Here is a 16297-nt window from a genome sequence, read left to right as displayed (position 1 = left end):
TCTTAAAAGATTAGCGAATATTTACGCCTTTATGGTTGGCCTCTTTGGTTTCAATGCGTTTCTGCTCCGATTTTGCCAGCATCACATATAAGGCTCCCGCACCGCCGTGATGGGTCTGGGCACTATGAAATGCCAGCACTTCATCTATCTGTTCAAGCCAACTTGCCACAAAGGATTTCATCAGCGCTGGGATAGGTTTACTATTAGCCCCCTTGCCATGAATAACCAGAATACTTCTTTCGCCCTTTTGCCGACTCTTTTGGATCTCGTTATAGAGTACTTCCCGCGCCTGCTGTACTTTTAGCTGGTGTAGTAGGATCTCATGCTTAATCGGATAACCACCGCGACTGAAGCGATGAAAAACGGCGTCTTGTACCCCATCACGCTTAAATTCAATCATTGCATCTGGCTCAACGGATTCAATCATGTTGACGTCCGTCACTAACTTCGCCAACTGCTCGCTCATTTGCAACTGAGCTCTGCGTAAGTTTTGTGCCTGAGTCGAGACTTTCTGCTCCCCTATCGTGGAAGTCGTATTATTTTTTAGTGGCCGAACATTGGCCATCTCTTCGAGAAAAAGCGTCATTTCCTCTTCGCCCATAAGTACTCCCATCGGCTTAATGGCCAAACTACCTAGAATAACCAATCATTGGCCAATTACAGTTCTAAAAGAAGATTTCTACACATCTTGTAAAGATCTAGTACTTTAGTTGACCTTAACCATCTATTATAGTGATACTTAATATATTCTCGGTTTACCCTAATTAAATGCTCAAAAAAGTTGCTACAGCGCTTACATTAGTAAGCACATTATACTTCAGCCTCATTCAAGTCGCTTTCGCTAATGATAACGACGCGCTCAATGCCGTCTATAGCCATTTTAGCGCCGCCTTTAATGAGCTAGATGCTAATATTATGAAGTCTATTTACTCTGAAGATGCCTGCTATATCCCAGAGGGGCAAGATGAAGAGATCACCTTAGGTCGAGACAATATTGTTGCCCTATACGAGACCTTTTTCGGCAAAATCAAACATAAGAATGCCCGAATTGAGGTCGACTTTCGGGTCATTGAGCGCAATATTGAGGGCAATAGCGCAACCGATATCGGCTATTACCTTATCCGTTTCCATCCCCCCGTCGATGACGGAGAACCAAGCAGCGAATTTGCCGGAAAATTTGTCGGCGTTTCCAAAAAGAAAAGTGACGGCAAATGGTACTTAACGGTCGACACCAATAATCGAGCCGAAGCCTCTTTTTATTATAATGCCAAACCCAGCCCAAACCTTTATTATGGGCGTCAATTTCCAGCATTAAGCCAAAATACATTACCGAATAATCATGACAAACAATAAGTTTTCAGCTGATTCACTTTGCCCTTGTTGTTCAGGGGCAAATTACCAAGATTGTTGCCAACCACTTCACCAGCAAAAACAGATCGCGCAAACACCTGAGCAGCTAATGCGCTCAAGGTTTTGTGCTTTCTTTTTAAAAGAGTACCGCTACTTAATTGAAACTCATCATAGTGATCATTTAGATGGGCTTAACGAGCAAGCCTTAGCTCAAGATCCACTGCCACAATGGCTGAGTTTAGATATCATATCGAGTGAGCAAGATGGCGATACGGGGCAAGTGTGCTTTCAGGCGTGGTATAAGCTCGAAAATGAGCTAGATGCCATCCATGAGACATCTGACTTTATCAAGCAAGATGGTCGCTGGTTTTATACTCAAGGGGAACAGAAGACACCAATATTACCGAAACGCAACGACAAGTGCGTTTGCCATAGTGGTAAGAAGTTTAAACAGTGCTGTGCTAAGTAGTGATTTTAGTCACTTTACGCTAAAAAGTGAACTTAGGGCGTTTTAGTGAATTGAGGTTGGTTTTTGCAAAAACTGCCCGAATTCAGAGACCCTTAAAGCAGGGCTGTATAGGAAGCCTTGTGCCTGATGACACTGATGTTGTGCGAGAAATTGCTCTTGTTCTCGCGTCTCGACCCCTTCAGCCGTTAAAGAGATATTTAACGCCGATGCCATCGCGATAATCGCACTAACAATTTCGCGGCTTTCATGGCTTACAGAGAGATCGGAGATAAATGAACGATCTATTTTTAGCTTACTAATTGGGAACTGCTTGAGATAGCGCATCGAGCTGTAGCCTGTTCCAAAATCATCAATCGCCAGCCCAACTCCCAACTCTGACAACTCATGACATAAGTTTGTCGCTGAGCGGATATCTTCCATCAATTCTGTTTCGGTGATTTCAAGAATTAAACTATGGGGCTTTAAACGGTAACGGGTCACCAACTCCCAAACCTGCTCAAATAGCGTTCCGCTGAAAAACTGTCTCGCTGAAACGTTGACGTGCATAGAGATATCGATTTGATGTCGCTGCCATAAATTAAGCTGCTTACATGCGGCCTCTAACACCCAACTGCCGATGTCAGTGATCAACCCTGTTTGCTCTGCAATATCGATAAAGGCACCGGGATAGAGAACCCCCTTCTTAGGGTGATGCCAACGAATCAGTGCTTCCGCCCCTATGTAGGACTGCTTTTTAAGATCTTTAAGGGGCTGATAATAGAGTTCAAACTGACGTCCTTTCACTGCAACTGCGAGATCCCTCTCTATCTGAGCATCTTCTTTAAAGGCATTAAGCAGAGCAGAATTAAACACCTGAATCGCTTGACCCTGTTTGCTCTTCGCATATTGCAAACCAATATCGGCGCAAGTCAGTGCCGAAAACTGTTTCTCTATAGAGGCAAGATCGACTCGCGCTATCGCAGGTTTCGGCTCAATTTGTTCGATGCCGATGGTGATTGGCGCTTCAAGCTGACGATATAGGCGCTCAGTTGCTAGCTCAATTATCGACTCATCTTCTTCATTTTCAAATAAGATACCAAATTCATCACTACCAATTCGTGCCACTTCTGACAGTTGATTAACCTCGGCGAAATGGCGAATACGTCTAGCGACTTCCACCAACATCACATCGCCATTTGCGTGGCCATAGGTATCGTTAAAACGTTTAAAACCTCTAAGATCAACTAGGACTAAATGACCCGATGTTGCACGCTCCAGCACTCGACTAAAATGGGTACGATTATAAAGTCCAGTTAAGCCACAGCGCCAGGCAAGACGGACTAACTCACTCTGGTGATGATGCTCTTCGGTGCAGTTTTTGGCATTAACCAAGGCGAAATGGTTACCTCGACTCGAGATAAAACGCTTAACAGAAAAGCGCATCCAGTAGGAAGACCCATCATGACGAACGAGATTGACCTCCTCGGAGACCGCCTCTCCGGCTCGGGCTTTTACTAAAACCGCCTCAGCTAATAAAGGGTGCTGCTTGAACAGATCTAATACTTGAACTCTTCGGCCTAATATTCGCGCTTTTGGCACCTGAGTTAAATTAAAGTGTGCCCGATTGACGTACTCGATACAGTCTGACGCTAAGTTAACCACCATCATGATATGGTCGGATTGCTCGGCGGCGGACAAAAATAGTGTTAAGCGTTCATCTTTGTCATAGCCGTAATGAGTCGCTAAGGTCAATGCCAGTTGAGCGGCGACTTGGGAACACAGCTGAACCTCACTGTCGTTCCAAGGCGCTTGCACCTCACTTCGCTCTAGACTCAGGATCCCCTCTAACTGACCATTAATTCGAATAGCCACCTCTAAGACCGACAATACGCCATGCTCTTGATAATAAGGTTTCAGTTCGAGCAAACGGCTATCATCACAGCAGTTCTGTGCCGTAATGTATAACTCATCTTTGAGCTGGCGAATAAATAAGGGACATGATGATGGGTTTGGACGGGATATAGCGCCTGATGAAGACGAATCAACAGAGAGAGAAACCACTTGCTCAAGCGTGTCTGTTTCTGCCGACAGTGCAGAAACGACGATTCGAGATACGCTAAACAGCTTAGAGAGTAACTCAGATGCAATTTGTGCCGTGGCTCTAAAGTCGCCTCGCTGCTTTGCATCAGAGTTAACAATATACTCTAACAGTTGCTGAGATTTATGCTTCTTCACGCGCTATCCTAAATAAGGTAGACAAAACCTCTACCAATGGCTTTATAAATTAAAGCAAAAATTATATTTTTATAGGGTACAAGACTACACGAGTTAATCTATTTTCAGCAAGGTTTTCTAGGCTATTTTATAGACCGTTTTCCAGTTGAAATATCATTTTTTCAGCGCTAAATGAAAAAGTTAGACTAACCTTTGCGTTTTGCCCTTCAAACTGAGTCTGTGCAGTCACACCATCGAAACGCTGCTGTGCTTTTTCAATTACTTCGCTTGCCAATTGCTCACAGTTTTCGCCGTTTAATTCCAGCTCTAGTACTGTATCGTGCTCGTCGATAATTGCGCCAACATCGACGAAGCTACCACAGTCATTACAGGTATCATTAACTAAATCTGATTGTGCCTTTTGAATATTTTTCATCTTAACGTGTCTCACTATGGATCATTTGAATGTTTGATTATATATCAGCAATTCAAAATAAAGCAGGCTCATCTTCAAGCTTGGGCTATTAATTCACCCATTTGACGCTGCATGACCAATTGATCGACAAAATGGGTGAGTTCCACTTTGGGCGCTACTGACACTTGGCTATATCGCTGACGCACAGACAGAGCACAGTTAGCCAACACCTCTTGCATCTCTAACGATTCATTGTGACGTATAACCAAAGCCTCTTCATTGAGTACATTTGCTAAACGAAAAGCGATGGCACCGTTTTCTTGGTGAACTTGGCTATTATCTGTCACCATCAAGTCACTATTGAGTTGTTCAACTAGCGCCTGCGGAGTCGGTAGCTCGAATTTAGCTCGCAAATCATGGCTAAGATGAGCCGCAGTCTGAAACTGAGCCATATCTCGGGCATCTTCAGATAGCATAGAAAGCAATAGACCAAACTCACCCCGTCGGTTAGAACCAACAGCATGATTGAGTCTCGAACCTAACTGAGATTCGTTGATTAACGTACTTTCTAACTGCGAAATACCCATTTTGAGCAAAAATAAACCTATAAAACAACTCGTTGATAGTTAATCGACCGTTGAAACGAATACTTTAGGTTTAATTTCATGTTTAAGCCCACCACACGCCAATGGCCGAAATTCAGCCACTAGCTATATGGTGTGAGTTCGCAATATGCTTAAGTCGCTTCCCATTGCTGACGCATTAAGTTAAACGCTAATTACTTCGCCATATCGAACAAGAATAAACCGCCAAAACAAGCCGTTGTAAGTTAATTGACCAAACAGTCAATTACTTTAGGGTTTATTTCATATTTAAGCTTTACAGCAGAAAAAATTCTGACTACTATTGCCGCCGCAATTGAGGAGGGGTTCCCGAGTGGCCAAAGGGATCAGACTGTAAATCTGACGGCTCAGCCTTCGAAGGTTCGAATCCTTCTCCCTCCACCATTTGCGCACAATTTGTAGAAAGATATTCGTGGAGGGGTTCCCGAGTGGCCAAAGGGATCAGACTGTAAATCTGACGGCTCAGCCTTCGAAGGTTCGAATCCTTCTCCCTCCACCATTTCTATCAAATTGAGCAAGATGTAAAAGCTGGAAACACAATAGGCCAATATTGTGTGCAAGACGAAGTAAGAAAATGTGGAGGGGTTCCCGAGTGGCCAAAGGGATCAGACTGTAAATCTGACGGCTCAGCCTTCGAAGGTTCGAATCCTTCTCCCTCCACCACTTCTTAACTCGCTAATATTTTTCTATTAGTGGTTTTGAGGTAAAAGCGGTAAACACAATAGGCCAATATTGTGTGCAAGATGAAGTAAGAAAATGTGGAGGGGTTCCCGAGTGGCCAAAGGGATCAGACTGTAAATCTGACGGCTCAGCCTTCGAAGGTTCGAATCCTTCTCCCTCCACCACTTCTTAACTCGCTAATGTATTAGACTAATATTTAATGTATTAACGGTTTTGAAGTAAAAGCAGAAACACAATAGGCCAATATTGTGCGCAAGACGAAGTAAGAAAATGTGGAGGGGTTCCCGAGTGGCCAAAGGGATCAGACTGTAAATCTGACGGCTCAGCCTTCGAAGGTTCGAATCCTTCTCCCTCCACCACTTCTTAACCTCAGCTCAATCTCATTCTCGATATTCCGTAAAAACGCCCTTATCTCAGTTCCCTTAAAGTCTTAATGATATTGCATCGACAAGAAGAATATTAACACCTAGTTAATCATACTGTTATCAGCACTATCGAAACTAAACGTCTCACTTTTTCACCATCATTTGCACTATCATTGCCCACGTCTTTTCTCTATGATTTAGCATCATTGTTTCTAACAGAGGTGACATCGTGACGAACTCTTGGGTAAATCAAGCAATCGAAAAAATTGAAGCAGACTTCCAACGAAGCGCTGACACGCATTTGATCAAACTAGATACTCCTAATTTGCTGGGTATTAATATTTACCTGAAAGATGAAAGCACTCACCCGACGGGGAGTTTAAAACACCGCCTCGCGCGTTCTCTGTTTCTCTATGCCCTGTGTAATGGATGGATAAAAGAAGGCACAACTGTCATCGAGTCCTCTTCTGGCAGTACTGCAGTATCGGAAGCTTATTTTGCTCGACTACTCGGCTTGCCCTTTATCGCCGTTATGCCAAGCACTACAGCGAAGAAAAAGATTCAACAGATCGAATTTTATGGCGGCCAATGCCATTTCGTTGACCACTCAAGCAAGATTTATGCGGAATCAGAGCGGTTAGCACAGCAGCTAGATGGCCATTATATGGATCAATTTACCTACGCGGAGCGCGCAACCGACTGGCGTGGTAACAACAACATCGCCAACTCTATCTTTGACCAGATGGAAAAAGAGCAATTTCCTATCCCAACTTGGATAGTGATGAGCCCTGGTACTGGCGGCACCTCAGCCACTATTGGTCGCTATATTCGTTATCAAAGGCTGAACACTAAACTCTGCGTCGTCGATCCTGAAAACTCGGTATTCTACGATTTCTTCCATAGCGGTGATCAAAACATCAGCTGTTGTAACGGCAGTAAGATTGAGGGCATAGGTCGTCCCCGCGCCGAACCCTCATTTATTGCTGGTGTAGTGGATGAGATGCGTAAGATCCCCGATCCGGCCTCGATAGCCACTATCAACTGGCTAGAAAAAATTATTGGTCGCAAAACGGGGGCTTCTACAGGAACAAACCTCTACGGTGCGCTACAACTTGCCAGCGAAATGGCAGCAAAAGGCGAGACGGGCTCTATCGTCACTCTCATTTGTGACTCGGGTGAGCGCTACCTAGATACTTATTATAATAGCGAATGGATCGAGCAAAATATCGGTGACCTAACACCATACCAAGAGGCTTTAGAGCACTTTAGCTCGACATCGGTCTTAAACTGTCCAAATTCGAACTAGTCTAGGCAGCCGTTAAGCGATTAACAGCCACTAGTTTAAAAGTGAACATAAAAAAGCCCTTGTGATGCTAACATCCAAGGGCTTTGTAAAAGTAATACCGATACGAGCTTAGTCAATATCGAGGTATTTATGGGTTTGAATCGATAAGCGCCAATTACGCTCGATACAGGTCTTCATCGCCAATTCGGTCGCTCTAGGCTTTTGGCTGATAGGCTGTAGACAGACTGTTTTTCCGCTTACGTCAATTTCAGCGAGTAGAGCATCTAACTCATCGATATGTTTTTGCGTCGCGATAGGATGCTTGATCTCATTGGCACGATTCAGCGCTTGGGCTAATACTGGGTAGCCGCCTTTCATATTGACCTTTGGCGATACCGTGACCCAAGTGTCTTTGCTGCACAAAACCTCGAAAGTACCACTGGTTTCAATCTGCGTCTGATAACCTTGGCTATGCAAATATTCTGTTAACTCACTCAAGTTATATAGGCAAGGCTCACCACCAGTGATCACCACGTGCTTGGCATTAAAGCCCTTCTCTTCAAATGAGCTGACTAGCTGCTCTGGCGTTAACTCTGCCCAACGCCCTACAGTCCCATCAACCTGAATAACTAACTCTGGGGCGACGCGATTTGCCTCTAACAGCTCCCAGGTTTGCTTGGTATCACACCAAGAGCAACCAACAGGACAGCCCTGAAGTCTAACAAACAGCGCTGGTACTCCAGTATAAGTCCCCTCACCTTGTATTGTTTCAAACACTTCATTAACTGGATATTTCATTATCAGACCTCTTGATTAGCTGGGCCGCATTTATAGTGGATTTTGCTCATAGTCGCAAGTAGTTTAAAAGCATTCTCAGCTGCGCTAAACTACTCAGTCTTATTTATTGAAAGATTAAAGCTTAATTATGTCAAAAGCCGTTGTAGTTTTTAGTGGTGGTCAAGATTCGACAACCTGCCTCATTCAAGCCCTTCAACAATTCGATGAAGTGCACGGGATCACCTTCGATTATGGACAGAGACATAGAGAAGAGATTGAAATAGCCAAAGATCTCGGCAAAAAGCTCAAGCTTGCCAGTCACAAGGTCATGGACGTCACGCTTCTTAATGAGTTAGCCATCTCCGCCTTGACCCGTGATGCAATACCTGTGTCCAACGAACTGATGGACAACGGCCTACCGAACACCTTTGTGCCGGGAAGAAATATCCTGTTTCTGACACTCGCCGGGATCTATGCCTATCAACTGGGTGCTGATGTGGTAATTACTGGTGTGTGTGAGACCGACTTTTCAGGCTACCCCGATTGTCGTAATGACTTTGTCAAAGCGATGCAAGCGGCGCTAGAACAAGGCATGGATAAGCAGCTCACGATTCAGACCCCACTGATGTGGTTAGATAAAGCGGAAACTTGGGCCTTGGCAGATAAATACCAAAGCCTAGAGCTGATCCGCGATGAAACCTTAACCTGTTATAACGGCATTAAAGGAGATGGCTGTGGTACTTGCCCAGCGTGTCTACTAAGAAAGCGTGGTTTAGAAGAATATCTTGCCGATAAAGATGCGATACAAGCAAGACTTGCCGCTAAATGCTAAAACTCAAATTAGGGGTTAATAGCCCCTATACATTTGCGTTTATTATTACGCTCGTTTGTATCTGCCTATTTTACCTTAAGCTTGATCAGCAACTGGCCTATCAGAGACCACTCATCCTTGATGGCCAATGGTGGCGGCTACTAAGCGGTAACCTTTTACATACCAATGCTTGGCATCTGTATATGAACCTCGCTGGCTTTTGGGTCATCGTTGCTCTGCACGAACAACACTATCGTGCTTGGGGGCTTGGCGTACTGTTTTTGGTGTTATGCCTCATGCAAGGCATAGGCTTACTGGTGTTTTACCCAAGCCTTATTGGCTATGTTGGCTTAAGCGGTATGCTTCACGGCCTCTTTACTTATGGTGCGGTGATGGATATTCGCGGAGGATTAAAGTCCGGCTACCTATTGCTGCTAGGTGTGATCTTAAAAGTTGCCTATGAACAAATCTTTGGTGCGAGCAGTGAAATGACTGAGCTTATCGGCGCCAGAGTGGCAACAGAGGCTCATTTGGTTGGTCTTGTCAGTGGGCTTATCTGTGCTGGTGCACTCATCGCTTTCAACCACCTAGTTTATAAACCCCACAGCTTAAAAAGCAAATGAGTTAGCCCCCAACAGAAATAATGCTAGTTGCATTAAGCTTGAATAAAAAAGGAGAGTCAGCTTGAGCTGCTCTCCTTTTCTCGTCTAATGACTTATTACTGATTTATTACCGCTAAGCCTTAACAAATCTAGCCTAACTAAACTAAGCCTTGATAAATTGCTCTCGGAGTCGGCTGACTTTATCACGGATCGCAGCGGCCTCTTCAAACTCAAGGTTCTTGGCGTGTTCGTGCATCTGCTTTTCTAGCTTATCGATGTCATGACTGATATCTGACGGTTTAGCCACATGATAGTCAGCTCCAGGTTCCGCCACGCCTCGTTCACTATCGACATATTCGTGATCGCCCACATCCATGACATCGGTAATGCGCTTAACCACACCTTTTGGCGTGATCCCATTATCCAAATTATACTGATGCTGCTTTTCTCGACGACGATTAGTTTCGGTTATCGCTTTGTCCATCGACTTGGTAATGCGATCTCCATAGAGGATCACCTTGCCATTTACGTTACGTGCAGCGCGACCGATTGTCTGAATAAGCGAACGCTCCGAACGTAAAAAGCCCTCTTTGTCTGCATCGAGAATACATACCAGAGAGACCTCAGGCATATCTAAGCCTTCTCGAAGCAGGTTAATACCAATAAGCACATCAAACACACCTAGTCTCAAATCTCTGATGATCTCAACGCGCTCAACAGTATCAATATCAGAATGCAAATACCTCACTTTCACACCATGCTCATCGAGGTACTCGGTAAGATCTTCAGACATGCGTTTAGTCAATGTCGTCACTAGCACGCGCTCATTGACTGCTACGCGCTTACCTATCTCAGATAGTAGGTCATCGACTTGACTGGATACCGGACGCACTTCGATCTCAGGATCTAACAGTCCTGTAGGCCTAACGACCTGCTCTGCTATTTCACCATCCGACTTATTGATTTCGTACTCGCTTGGCGTTGCAGAAACAAAAATGCTCTGCGGCATCAAGGCCTCAAACTCCTCAAACTTAAGCGGACGATTGTCTAGTGCCGAAGGCAGACGAAATCCATACTCAACAAGATTCATCTTTCTTGAGCGATCACCTTTATACATGGCACCAATTTGCGGCACAGTGACATGGGACTCATCAATAATAAGTAAGCCATCATCAGGTAGATAATCGAGCAGCGTCGGAGGTCCATCGCCAGGTGCACGCCCCGACAAGTAACGTGAGTAGTTTTCGATACCGGAGCAGTAGCCAAGTTCTGTCATCATCTCGACATCATATTGTACTCGTTCAGTAATCCGCTGCTCTTCGATCAGCTTATTTAAGTCGAGCAGCTGCTGCTTACGCTCCCGTAATTCCTCTTTAATATCTTCTGTCGCGGCTAAAATAGACTCTCGTGGCGTCACATAGTGACTCTTTGGATAAACGGTGATCCTTGCAATACGTTTCACCTCATGCCCGGTAAGGGGATCGAACAAACTTAATCGCTCAATCTCATCGTCAAATAGTTCGATGCGGATGGCATTCTTATCAGAGTCGGCAGGATAGATGTCGATCACTTCGCCTCTAACCCTATAGGTACCACGCTGCAGCTCGATATCATTACGGGTATATTGCAATTCACTGAGGCGCTTTAAAATATCACGCTGCTGCATAATCCCGCCTTCACGCAGGTGCAATAGCATTTTCATATAGGACTTAGGGTCGCCCAAGCCATAAATCGCCGACACAGATGCAATCAGTACCACATCTTTGCGCTCTAACAGAGCCTTAGTCGCCGACAAACGCATCTGCTCAATATGTGCGTTAACCGATGCATCCTTCTCAATAAAAGTGCCAGTAGAAGGTACATAGGCTTCTGGTTGATAGTAGTCGTAATAAGAGACGAAATATTCAACCGCATTATGGGGAAAGAACTCTTTCATCTCTCCGTAGAGCTGAGCAGCAAGCGTCTTATTGGGCGCCATAATAATGGTTGGCCGTGACATTTTAGCGATAACATTCGCTACAGTGAATGTTTTACCGGACCCTGTAACACCCAGTAATGTCTGGCATGCAACGCCCGACTCTAGCCCATCAACTAATTTTTGAATTGCCGTAGGCTGATCGCCTGCTGGCTCATACATGGACTCTAATTGAAATACAGATTCTGACACTCAGATATTCCCTCGAAAGATGAGCCACTATTTTACCTTAATTTGCTCAAAAATGGTGCGTAATCGATAATTTATCGCTAGGTATAGCCAGTAGAAACAGATGACACTATTGATTGGTGTAAATTTGAAACTGGAATTTAGTTAAGCCTGCTTTCCCTATAGGTCCACTTTTACGACCACAACCTCATCTGTGAGGCGTTGCTAAACGCCCTAACTAATGCCCTGTACTCTTGCATAGCTCTATATGCTCTGCCTTTGCATATAAGAAAATGACCATAAACGTTTCATCCAGTAACTTATTACACCATATCGCTGCCATATGAAACTTTATAACGCCGCGAAATATGCTCATATTTCGACATTGCCACAGCCAAAGCCAGTAGAATCGGCGTTTTAATTCACAAGAATCACCGACAAAACAGTTACACTTGAGTAACACTTTTGAAAACCCCTCAATAAATTGTTGCTTTTTCCATCATATTGTTTTTATTGCTTAAAAAAAACAATCAATAAATTCGGTCAATTTAAGTTCAACGCCCATTCCATCGGCATTTGCCGTGGATTTTCCGGCTTAACCCACAGGCTTATCCACAGAAACAGTGGATAACTCTTACAAAGCTTGTCTACTGGGGCTTGTAGCACTTAGTACAACTAAAGTATGAAGTCGTGAATATTTGAAAGTTTCCTACATTTGTAATTATTACAGCATAACTTAAGGCCGCTTTAATGAGTAAAGGATAGAAAATAGTGATGAACTCATATACTTGCATTTATAACTGTTCATATTTTAACAAAAACGCTGCATCCACCAGCATTATGTGCACTAGGTGAGCACTTAAGCGTATAATTTCATTTTTTTTCCCTTGTCGAGTTGACTCAATTGTAAGAGCGATTTAATATGCGCTCCGTCTTCAACGAGACGTAACTTAAACGATTCCCCTGTAGTTCAGTCGGTAGAACGGCGGACTGTTAATCCGTATGTCACTGGTTCAAGTCCAGTCTGGGGAGCCAAGTTTAAGTTAGATTAGATAGTTATCTAATAATGTAAAAAGTAATTCCCCTGTAGTTCAGTCGGTAGAACGGCGGACTGTTAATCCGTATGTCACTGGTTCAAGTCCAGTCTGGGGAGCCACTTTTTACAATATGAAATAGTTATCGAACTAAAAATAGCGATTCCCCTGTAGTTCAGTCGGTAGAACGGCGGACTGTTAATCCGTATGTCACTGGTTCAAGTCCAGTCTGGGGAGCCATTTTTAGAGTTAATAAAAGTATAACGATTCCCCTGTAGTTCAGTCGGTAGAACGGCGGACTGTTAATCCGTATGTCACTGGTTCAAGTCCAGTCTGGGGAGCCACTTTTATTAAAGCGTTAAAATAAAGTATTGCGATTCCCCTGTAGTTCAGTCGGTAGAACGGCGGACTGTTAATCCGTATGTCACTGGTTCAAGTCCAGTCTGGGGAGCCAACTTTATAAGTTACAAAGAGTTAAAGTAAAGAATTGCGATTCCCCTGTAGTTCAGTCGGTAGAACGGCGGACTGTTAATCCGTATGTCACTGGTTCAAGTCCAGTCTGGGGAGCCAACTTTATTAAAATAAGTTAAAGTATTACGATTCCCCTGTAGTTCAGTCGGTAGAACGGCGGACTGTTAATCCGTATGTCACTGGTTCAAGTCCAGTCTGGGGAGCCACTTTAATTTAGCAAGACGTTTGAAAGGTATTTTACGATTCCCCTGTAGTTCAGTTGGTAGAACGGCGGACTGTTAATCCGTATGTCACTGGTTCAAGTCCAGTCTGGGGAGCCAACCTTTTATAACACACCTCACCTGCTTACCATCCCAATGCTGTATCAAGTAATAAATCCACTGCAATTCAAGATTAAACCTGTTTATAATACATCCCACTAAACCTGTATCACTCTCCCTAAGAGTTTTTTGATCGTGTTGAACGGATTCTTTATGACAACCTCAAAATATTTCCAGTTGCTTCTGTTTCTGCTGTTTATAGGACTTTCCTGTCTCAACTATCAGTTCGCACAGAAAACCTTAAGTAAACAGGCAGCTGAACAACTTACGCAATACTCGACAGTGATCGCGCAAGAAAAGGCATGGCAAGGCAAGGGCCAAACGCTTTATGAATTGCTTAAGCCCCAATTTAGTTTTCAATTTTTCCAATATATCGATGCATCTGACAGCAAAAATAACTTTACGAAAGGCGAGCTAATCGCAACAAGCGACTCAATGTTAGCGCGACTATTCGTCATAGAGTCACCTCATACTCAAGTTTTACAAGCTGGTCGGCTGCAGATCAAACTTTCCACACAGTTAGTACAGAAGCAAACCATCAGCCAATTCCAAAATCATTTACTGATTATCTGGGGCTGCTTTGCTGTCATCGCTTTTCTCCACCTTCTGTTAAGCCTAAAGCAGAGAAAAAGTATTCGTTCCATCTCGACCTATATCGAAAAACTCGGTCAGCTCTCTTTCGACGCTATCGACCAATCACAATTTAAAGGTGAATTTCGAAATACAGGTTTAATCTTAGAGAAAGCCAAACAGTCGCTAAAGGCAAAAGTCGGTGAACTACATGAGCTCAATAACCAACTGAGCAAAACCGTATTTCAAGATCCCATTACTGGCTTTGCAACAAAAGCACGTTTTACCGAGAAACTCGACGAAATCTGTAAAACAGACTCTAAAGAGTTCGGGATCTTAGTCATAGTCAAAGCCACAGAGCTTGCCAATATCAATCAACTACATGGTCGAGATGCCGGCGATGATTACCTTTGCAGAATTGCTCATGAGATGAGACTTGCGATAAATGAATCTGGACGAGCGCAGTTCTTTAGGATCTCTACGGCCGACTTCGCAGTCGTGATCCCAGATAGAACAATTAAACAATGTTCAACCATAGCCAACCAACTAAAATCGGCTTTTCGTGAATATCAACACCAAATTGGCACACCGTCCATCGCCCATATTGGTTTAGTGCCTTATCTTGAAGACAGCGATCCTGCATCATTGATGACCCTTGCCGATACAGCAGTCAGTATCGCCCAAACTCTCGGACCAAATTGTTACCATATCCAAGAAAAACTTACTGGTGGTGAACTGTTTGGCGAAAGCCGCTGGAAAGTAGCCATCAATGACCTGCTAAGACGTAAAGCAATCAAGTTTTATATTCAACCGATCCGTCCATGCCGTAACGATGTTGAATCATACCGAGAGCTATTATCACGATTTTATAATAGCGAAGGAAAGCTATTACCCACGACGACGGTTATTTCCATGGCCGAACGTCATGGCATGAGTGAAGAGCTCGACAAACTAGTTGTACTCAATACCCTACGTTTATTACTGCAAACGCCGAACCTTACTGGCTTGATTGGTATTAATATCAGCGCTGCCTCTGCGACCAATAAATCTTTTGTCTCTTGGTTAAAAAATATATTAACCAAACAGAGACAGGTAGCCGCGAGGCTTGTTTTCGAAGTGAGTGAGTCTGGTATGCAAACCAACCTTAGCGCCACTTACCACTTTATTAATGAACTGCATAGCGTAGGTTCACGGATCTCTATCGAGCGCTTTGGACTCGGCTTTACCTCATTCAAATTCTTTAAAGAGGTACGCCCCGATTATATTAAGTTAGACCATAGCTATACCCAAGAGATCACCCTAGATCCACACAATAAGTTTTTCGTTAAAATGATCATTGATATTGCTCGTAAACTTGGGATCAGAGTGATCGCCACCGGTGTTGAAAAACAAGAGGATAAGCTTGCAATGGAACAGCTGCTTATCGATGGCTTGCAAGGTTACTATATCGCCGAACCCAGCCCATTGAAGCAGGATGAAAAGACGGCAAATACTGTTTAATTCTGACTATTTATAAAGCAAACTTTTTATCCTTGCTTTCTATGTGTTGTTAATAGCTTAGGAAAAGCCGATAATAGCGCTAATTCTGTCTAACAAATTGATTAGAGATGAGTGAATATCTCCTGTTATTGATCGGCACAGTGCTGGTCAACAACTTCGTATTAGTAAAATTTCTTGGCCTTTGCCCCTTCATGGGGGTGTCTAGCAAACTCGAGTCAGCCATCGGCATGTCGATGGCGACAACGTTTGTGTTAACGCTGGCCTCTATCTTAAGCTATCTGGTTAATCAGTATTTATTGCTGCCGTTTGACCTAGGCTATCTACGCACGATGAGTTTTATCCTCGTTATTGCCGTAGTCGTGCAGTTTACCGAGATGCTAGTTCAAAAAACCAGTGCGTCCTTGCATCGTGCCCTAGGTATCTACCTGCCCTTAATCACCACAAACTGCGCCGTATTAGGTGTCGCACTTCTTAATATCAATGAAAAGCATGGTTTTATTGAGTCGGCTATTTTTGGGTTTGGCGCTGCTGTTGGCTTCTCATTGGTATTGATTCTTTTCTCGGCTATGCGAGAGCGCCTTGCCGCTGCCGATGTTCCTACACCTTTTAAAGGTGGAGCCATTGCAATGGTTACCGCAGGACTGATGTCGCTTGCGTTTATGGGATTCACGGGGTTAGTTAAATAAAC

At 43.9% G+C, this 16297-nt stretch carries 13 protein-coding genes and 13 tRNA genes; 20 read left to right on the top strand and 6 right to left on the bottom strand.

Annotated elements, in window-relative coordinates:
- Nucleotides 1–10: 10 nt before the first annotated feature.
- Entirely contained in the window at nt 11–601 is a 591-nt protein-coding gene (gene smrA, locus JMA39_RS02675) for a DNA endonuclease SmrA (protein ID WP_202720267.1), read from the bottom strand.
- A gap of 167 nt (nt 602–768) precedes the next feature.
- Between smrA and JMA39_RS02670 the strand changes: the two genes are divergently transcribed.
- Nucleotides 769–1353, top strand: coding sequence for a YybH family protein (locus JMA39_RS02670; RefSeq protein WP_202720266.1), 585 nt, complete (start codon nt 769–771; stop codon nt 1351–1353).
- Nucleotides 1340–1819, top strand: a complete 480-nt coding sequence (locus tag JMA39_RS02665; RefSeq protein ID WP_202720265.1) for a YchJ family protein — start codon at nt 1340–1342, stop codon at nt 1817–1819. The genes JMA39_RS02670 and JMA39_RS02665 overlap by 14 nt, the downstream gene beginning before the upstream one ends.
- A gap of 42 nt (nt 1820–1861) precedes the next feature.
- Here JMA39_RS02665 and JMA39_RS02660 read toward each other — a convergent pair whose 3' ends face one another.
- The 3 genes from JMA39_RS02660 to JMA39_RS02650 form a co-directional block, all read right to left on the bottom strand.
- Complete coding sequence (locus JMA39_RS02660) at nt 1862–4033, bottom strand: sensor domain-containing phosphodiesterase (protein WP_202720264.1); 2172 nt, start codon at nt 4031–4033, stop codon at nt 1862–1864.
- A 127-nt stretch (nt 4034–4160) separates the two neighbouring features.
- Nucleotides 4161–4448, bottom strand: a complete 288-nt coding sequence (locus tag JMA39_RS02655) for a DUF406 family protein (protein WP_202720263.1) — start codon at nt 4446–4448, stop codon at nt 4161–4163.
- Between the two features lie 74 nt (nt 4449–4522).
- Nucleotides 4523–5014 (bottom strand): VC2046/SO_2500 family protein, encoded by a 492-nt coding sequence (locus JMA39_RS02650; RefSeq protein WP_202720262.1) that lies wholly within the window; start codon nt 5012–5014, stop codon nt 4523–4525.
- 335 nt (nt 5015–5349) lie between these two features.
- On the opposite strand from JMA39_RS02650, the gene JMA39_RS02645 reads away from it, so the two are divergent.
- The 6 genes from JMA39_RS02645 to JMA39_RS02620 all read left to right on the top strand — a co-directional run bounded on the left by JMA39_RS02645 (nt 5350) and on the right by JMA39_RS02620 (nt 7402).
- Nucleotides 5350–5434, top strand: a tRNA-Tyr gene (locus JMA39_RS02645).
- A gap of 30 nt (nt 5435–5464) precedes the next feature.
- Nucleotides 5465–5549 (top strand) — tRNA-Tyr (locus tag JMA39_RS02640).
- Nucleotides 5550–5628: 79 nt separating this feature from the next.
- A tRNA-Tyr gene (locus tag JMA39_RS02635) sits at nt 5629–5713 on the top strand.
- A 97-nt stretch (nt 5714–5810) separates the two neighbouring features.
- Nucleotides 5811–5895 (top strand) — tRNA-Tyr (locus JMA39_RS02630).
- A gap of 110 nt (nt 5896–6005) precedes the next feature.
- Nucleotides 6006–6090: transfer RNA gene (locus tag JMA39_RS02625), tRNA-Tyr, on the top strand.
- A 235-nt stretch (nt 6091–6325) separates the two neighbouring features.
- Nucleotides 6326–7402 carry a PLP-dependent cysteine synthase family protein gene (locus JMA39_RS02620; RefSeq protein WP_202720261.1) on the top strand — a complete coding sequence of 359 codons (1077 nt, stop codon included), beginning with the start codon at nt 6326–6328 and terminating at the stop codon, nt 7400–7402.
- Between the two features lie 108 nt (nt 7403–7510).
- Here JMA39_RS02620 and queE read toward each other — a convergent pair whose 3' ends face one another.
- Nucleotides 7511–8179 carry a 7-carboxy-7-deazaguanine synthase QueE gene (gene queE, locus JMA39_RS02615; RefSeq protein ID WP_202720260.1) on the bottom strand — a complete coding sequence of 223 codons (669 nt, stop codon included), beginning with the start codon at nt 8177–8179 and terminating at the stop codon, nt 7511–7513.
- A gap of 127 nt (nt 8180–8306) precedes the next feature.
- On the opposite strand from queE, the gene queC reads away from it, so the two are divergent.
- Together queC and rrtA are read left to right on the top strand one after the other, a co-directional pair.
- Entirely contained in the window at nt 8307–8990 is a 684-nt protein-coding gene (queC, locus tag JMA39_RS02610) for a 7-cyano-7-deazaguanine synthase QueC (protein ID WP_202720259.1), read from the top strand.
- Nucleotides 8984–9592, top strand: coding sequence for a rhombosortase (gene rrtA / locus JMA39_RS02605; protein ID WP_202720258.1), 609 nt, complete (start codon nt 8984–8986; stop codon nt 9590–9592). The genes queC and rrtA overlap by 7 nt, the downstream gene beginning before the upstream one ends.
- Nucleotides 9593–9734: 142 nt before the next feature.
- On the opposite strand, the gene uvrB is transcribed toward rrtA, so the two are convergent.
- The gene (gene uvrB, locus JMA39_RS02600) at nt 9735–11738 is read right to left on the bottom strand and encodes an excinuclease ABC subunit UvrB (protein WP_202720257.1); all 2004 of its coding nucleotides are present in this window, start codon (nt 11736–11738) and stop codon (nt 9735–9737) included.
- A 935-nt stretch (nt 11739–12673) separates the two neighbouring features.
- Between uvrB and JMA39_RS02595 the strand changes: the two genes are divergently transcribed.
- The 10 genes from JMA39_RS02595 (at nt 12674) to rsxA (ending at nt 16295) form a co-directional block, all read left to right on the top strand.
- Nucleotides 12674–12749, top strand: a tRNA-Asn gene (locus tag JMA39_RS02595).
- 45 nt (nt 12750–12794) lie between these two features.
- Nucleotides 12795–12870 (top strand) — tRNA-Asn (locus tag JMA39_RS02590).
- A gap of 42 nt (nt 12871–12912) precedes the next feature.
- Nucleotides 12913–12988: transfer RNA gene (locus JMA39_RS02585), tRNA-Asn, on the top strand.
- A 28-nt stretch (nt 12989–13016) separates the two neighbouring features.
- Nucleotides 13017–13092: transfer RNA gene (locus JMA39_RS02580), tRNA-Asn, on the top strand.
- Between the two features lie 34 nt (nt 13093–13126).
- A tRNA-Asn gene (locus JMA39_RS02575) sits at nt 13127–13202 on the top strand.
- A 40-nt stretch (nt 13203–13242) separates the two neighbouring features.
- Nucleotides 13243–13318: transfer RNA gene (locus JMA39_RS02570), tRNA-Asn, on the top strand.
- A 31-nt stretch (nt 13319–13349) separates the two neighbouring features.
- Nucleotides 13350–13425: transfer RNA gene (locus JMA39_RS02565), tRNA-Asn, on the top strand.
- A gap of 38 nt (nt 13426–13463) precedes the next feature.
- Nucleotides 13464–13539, top strand: a tRNA-Asn gene (locus JMA39_RS02560).
- A 153-nt stretch (nt 13540–13692) separates the two neighbouring features.
- Complete coding sequence (locus JMA39_RS02555; RefSeq protein ID WP_202720256.1) at nt 13693–15609, top strand: EAL domain-containing protein; 1917 nt, start codon at nt 13693–13695, stop codon at nt 15607–15609.
- A 107-nt stretch (nt 15610–15716) separates the two neighbouring features.
- The gene (gene rsxA / locus JMA39_RS02550) at nt 15717–16295 is read left to right on the top strand and encodes an electron transport complex subunit RsxA (RefSeq protein WP_012155587.1); all 579 of its coding nucleotides are present in this window, start codon (nt 15717–15719) and stop codon (nt 16293–16295) included.
- Nucleotides 16296–16297 lie beyond the last annotated feature (2 nt).

This window comes from Shewanella schlegeliana (genome assembly GCF_016765635.1).
Taxonomy (GTDB): domain Bacteria; phylum Pseudomonadota; class Gammaproteobacteria; order Enterobacterales; family Shewanellaceae; genus Shewanella; species Shewanella schlegeliana.
This window is presented reverse-complemented; position numbering and strand designations above follow the sequence as displayed.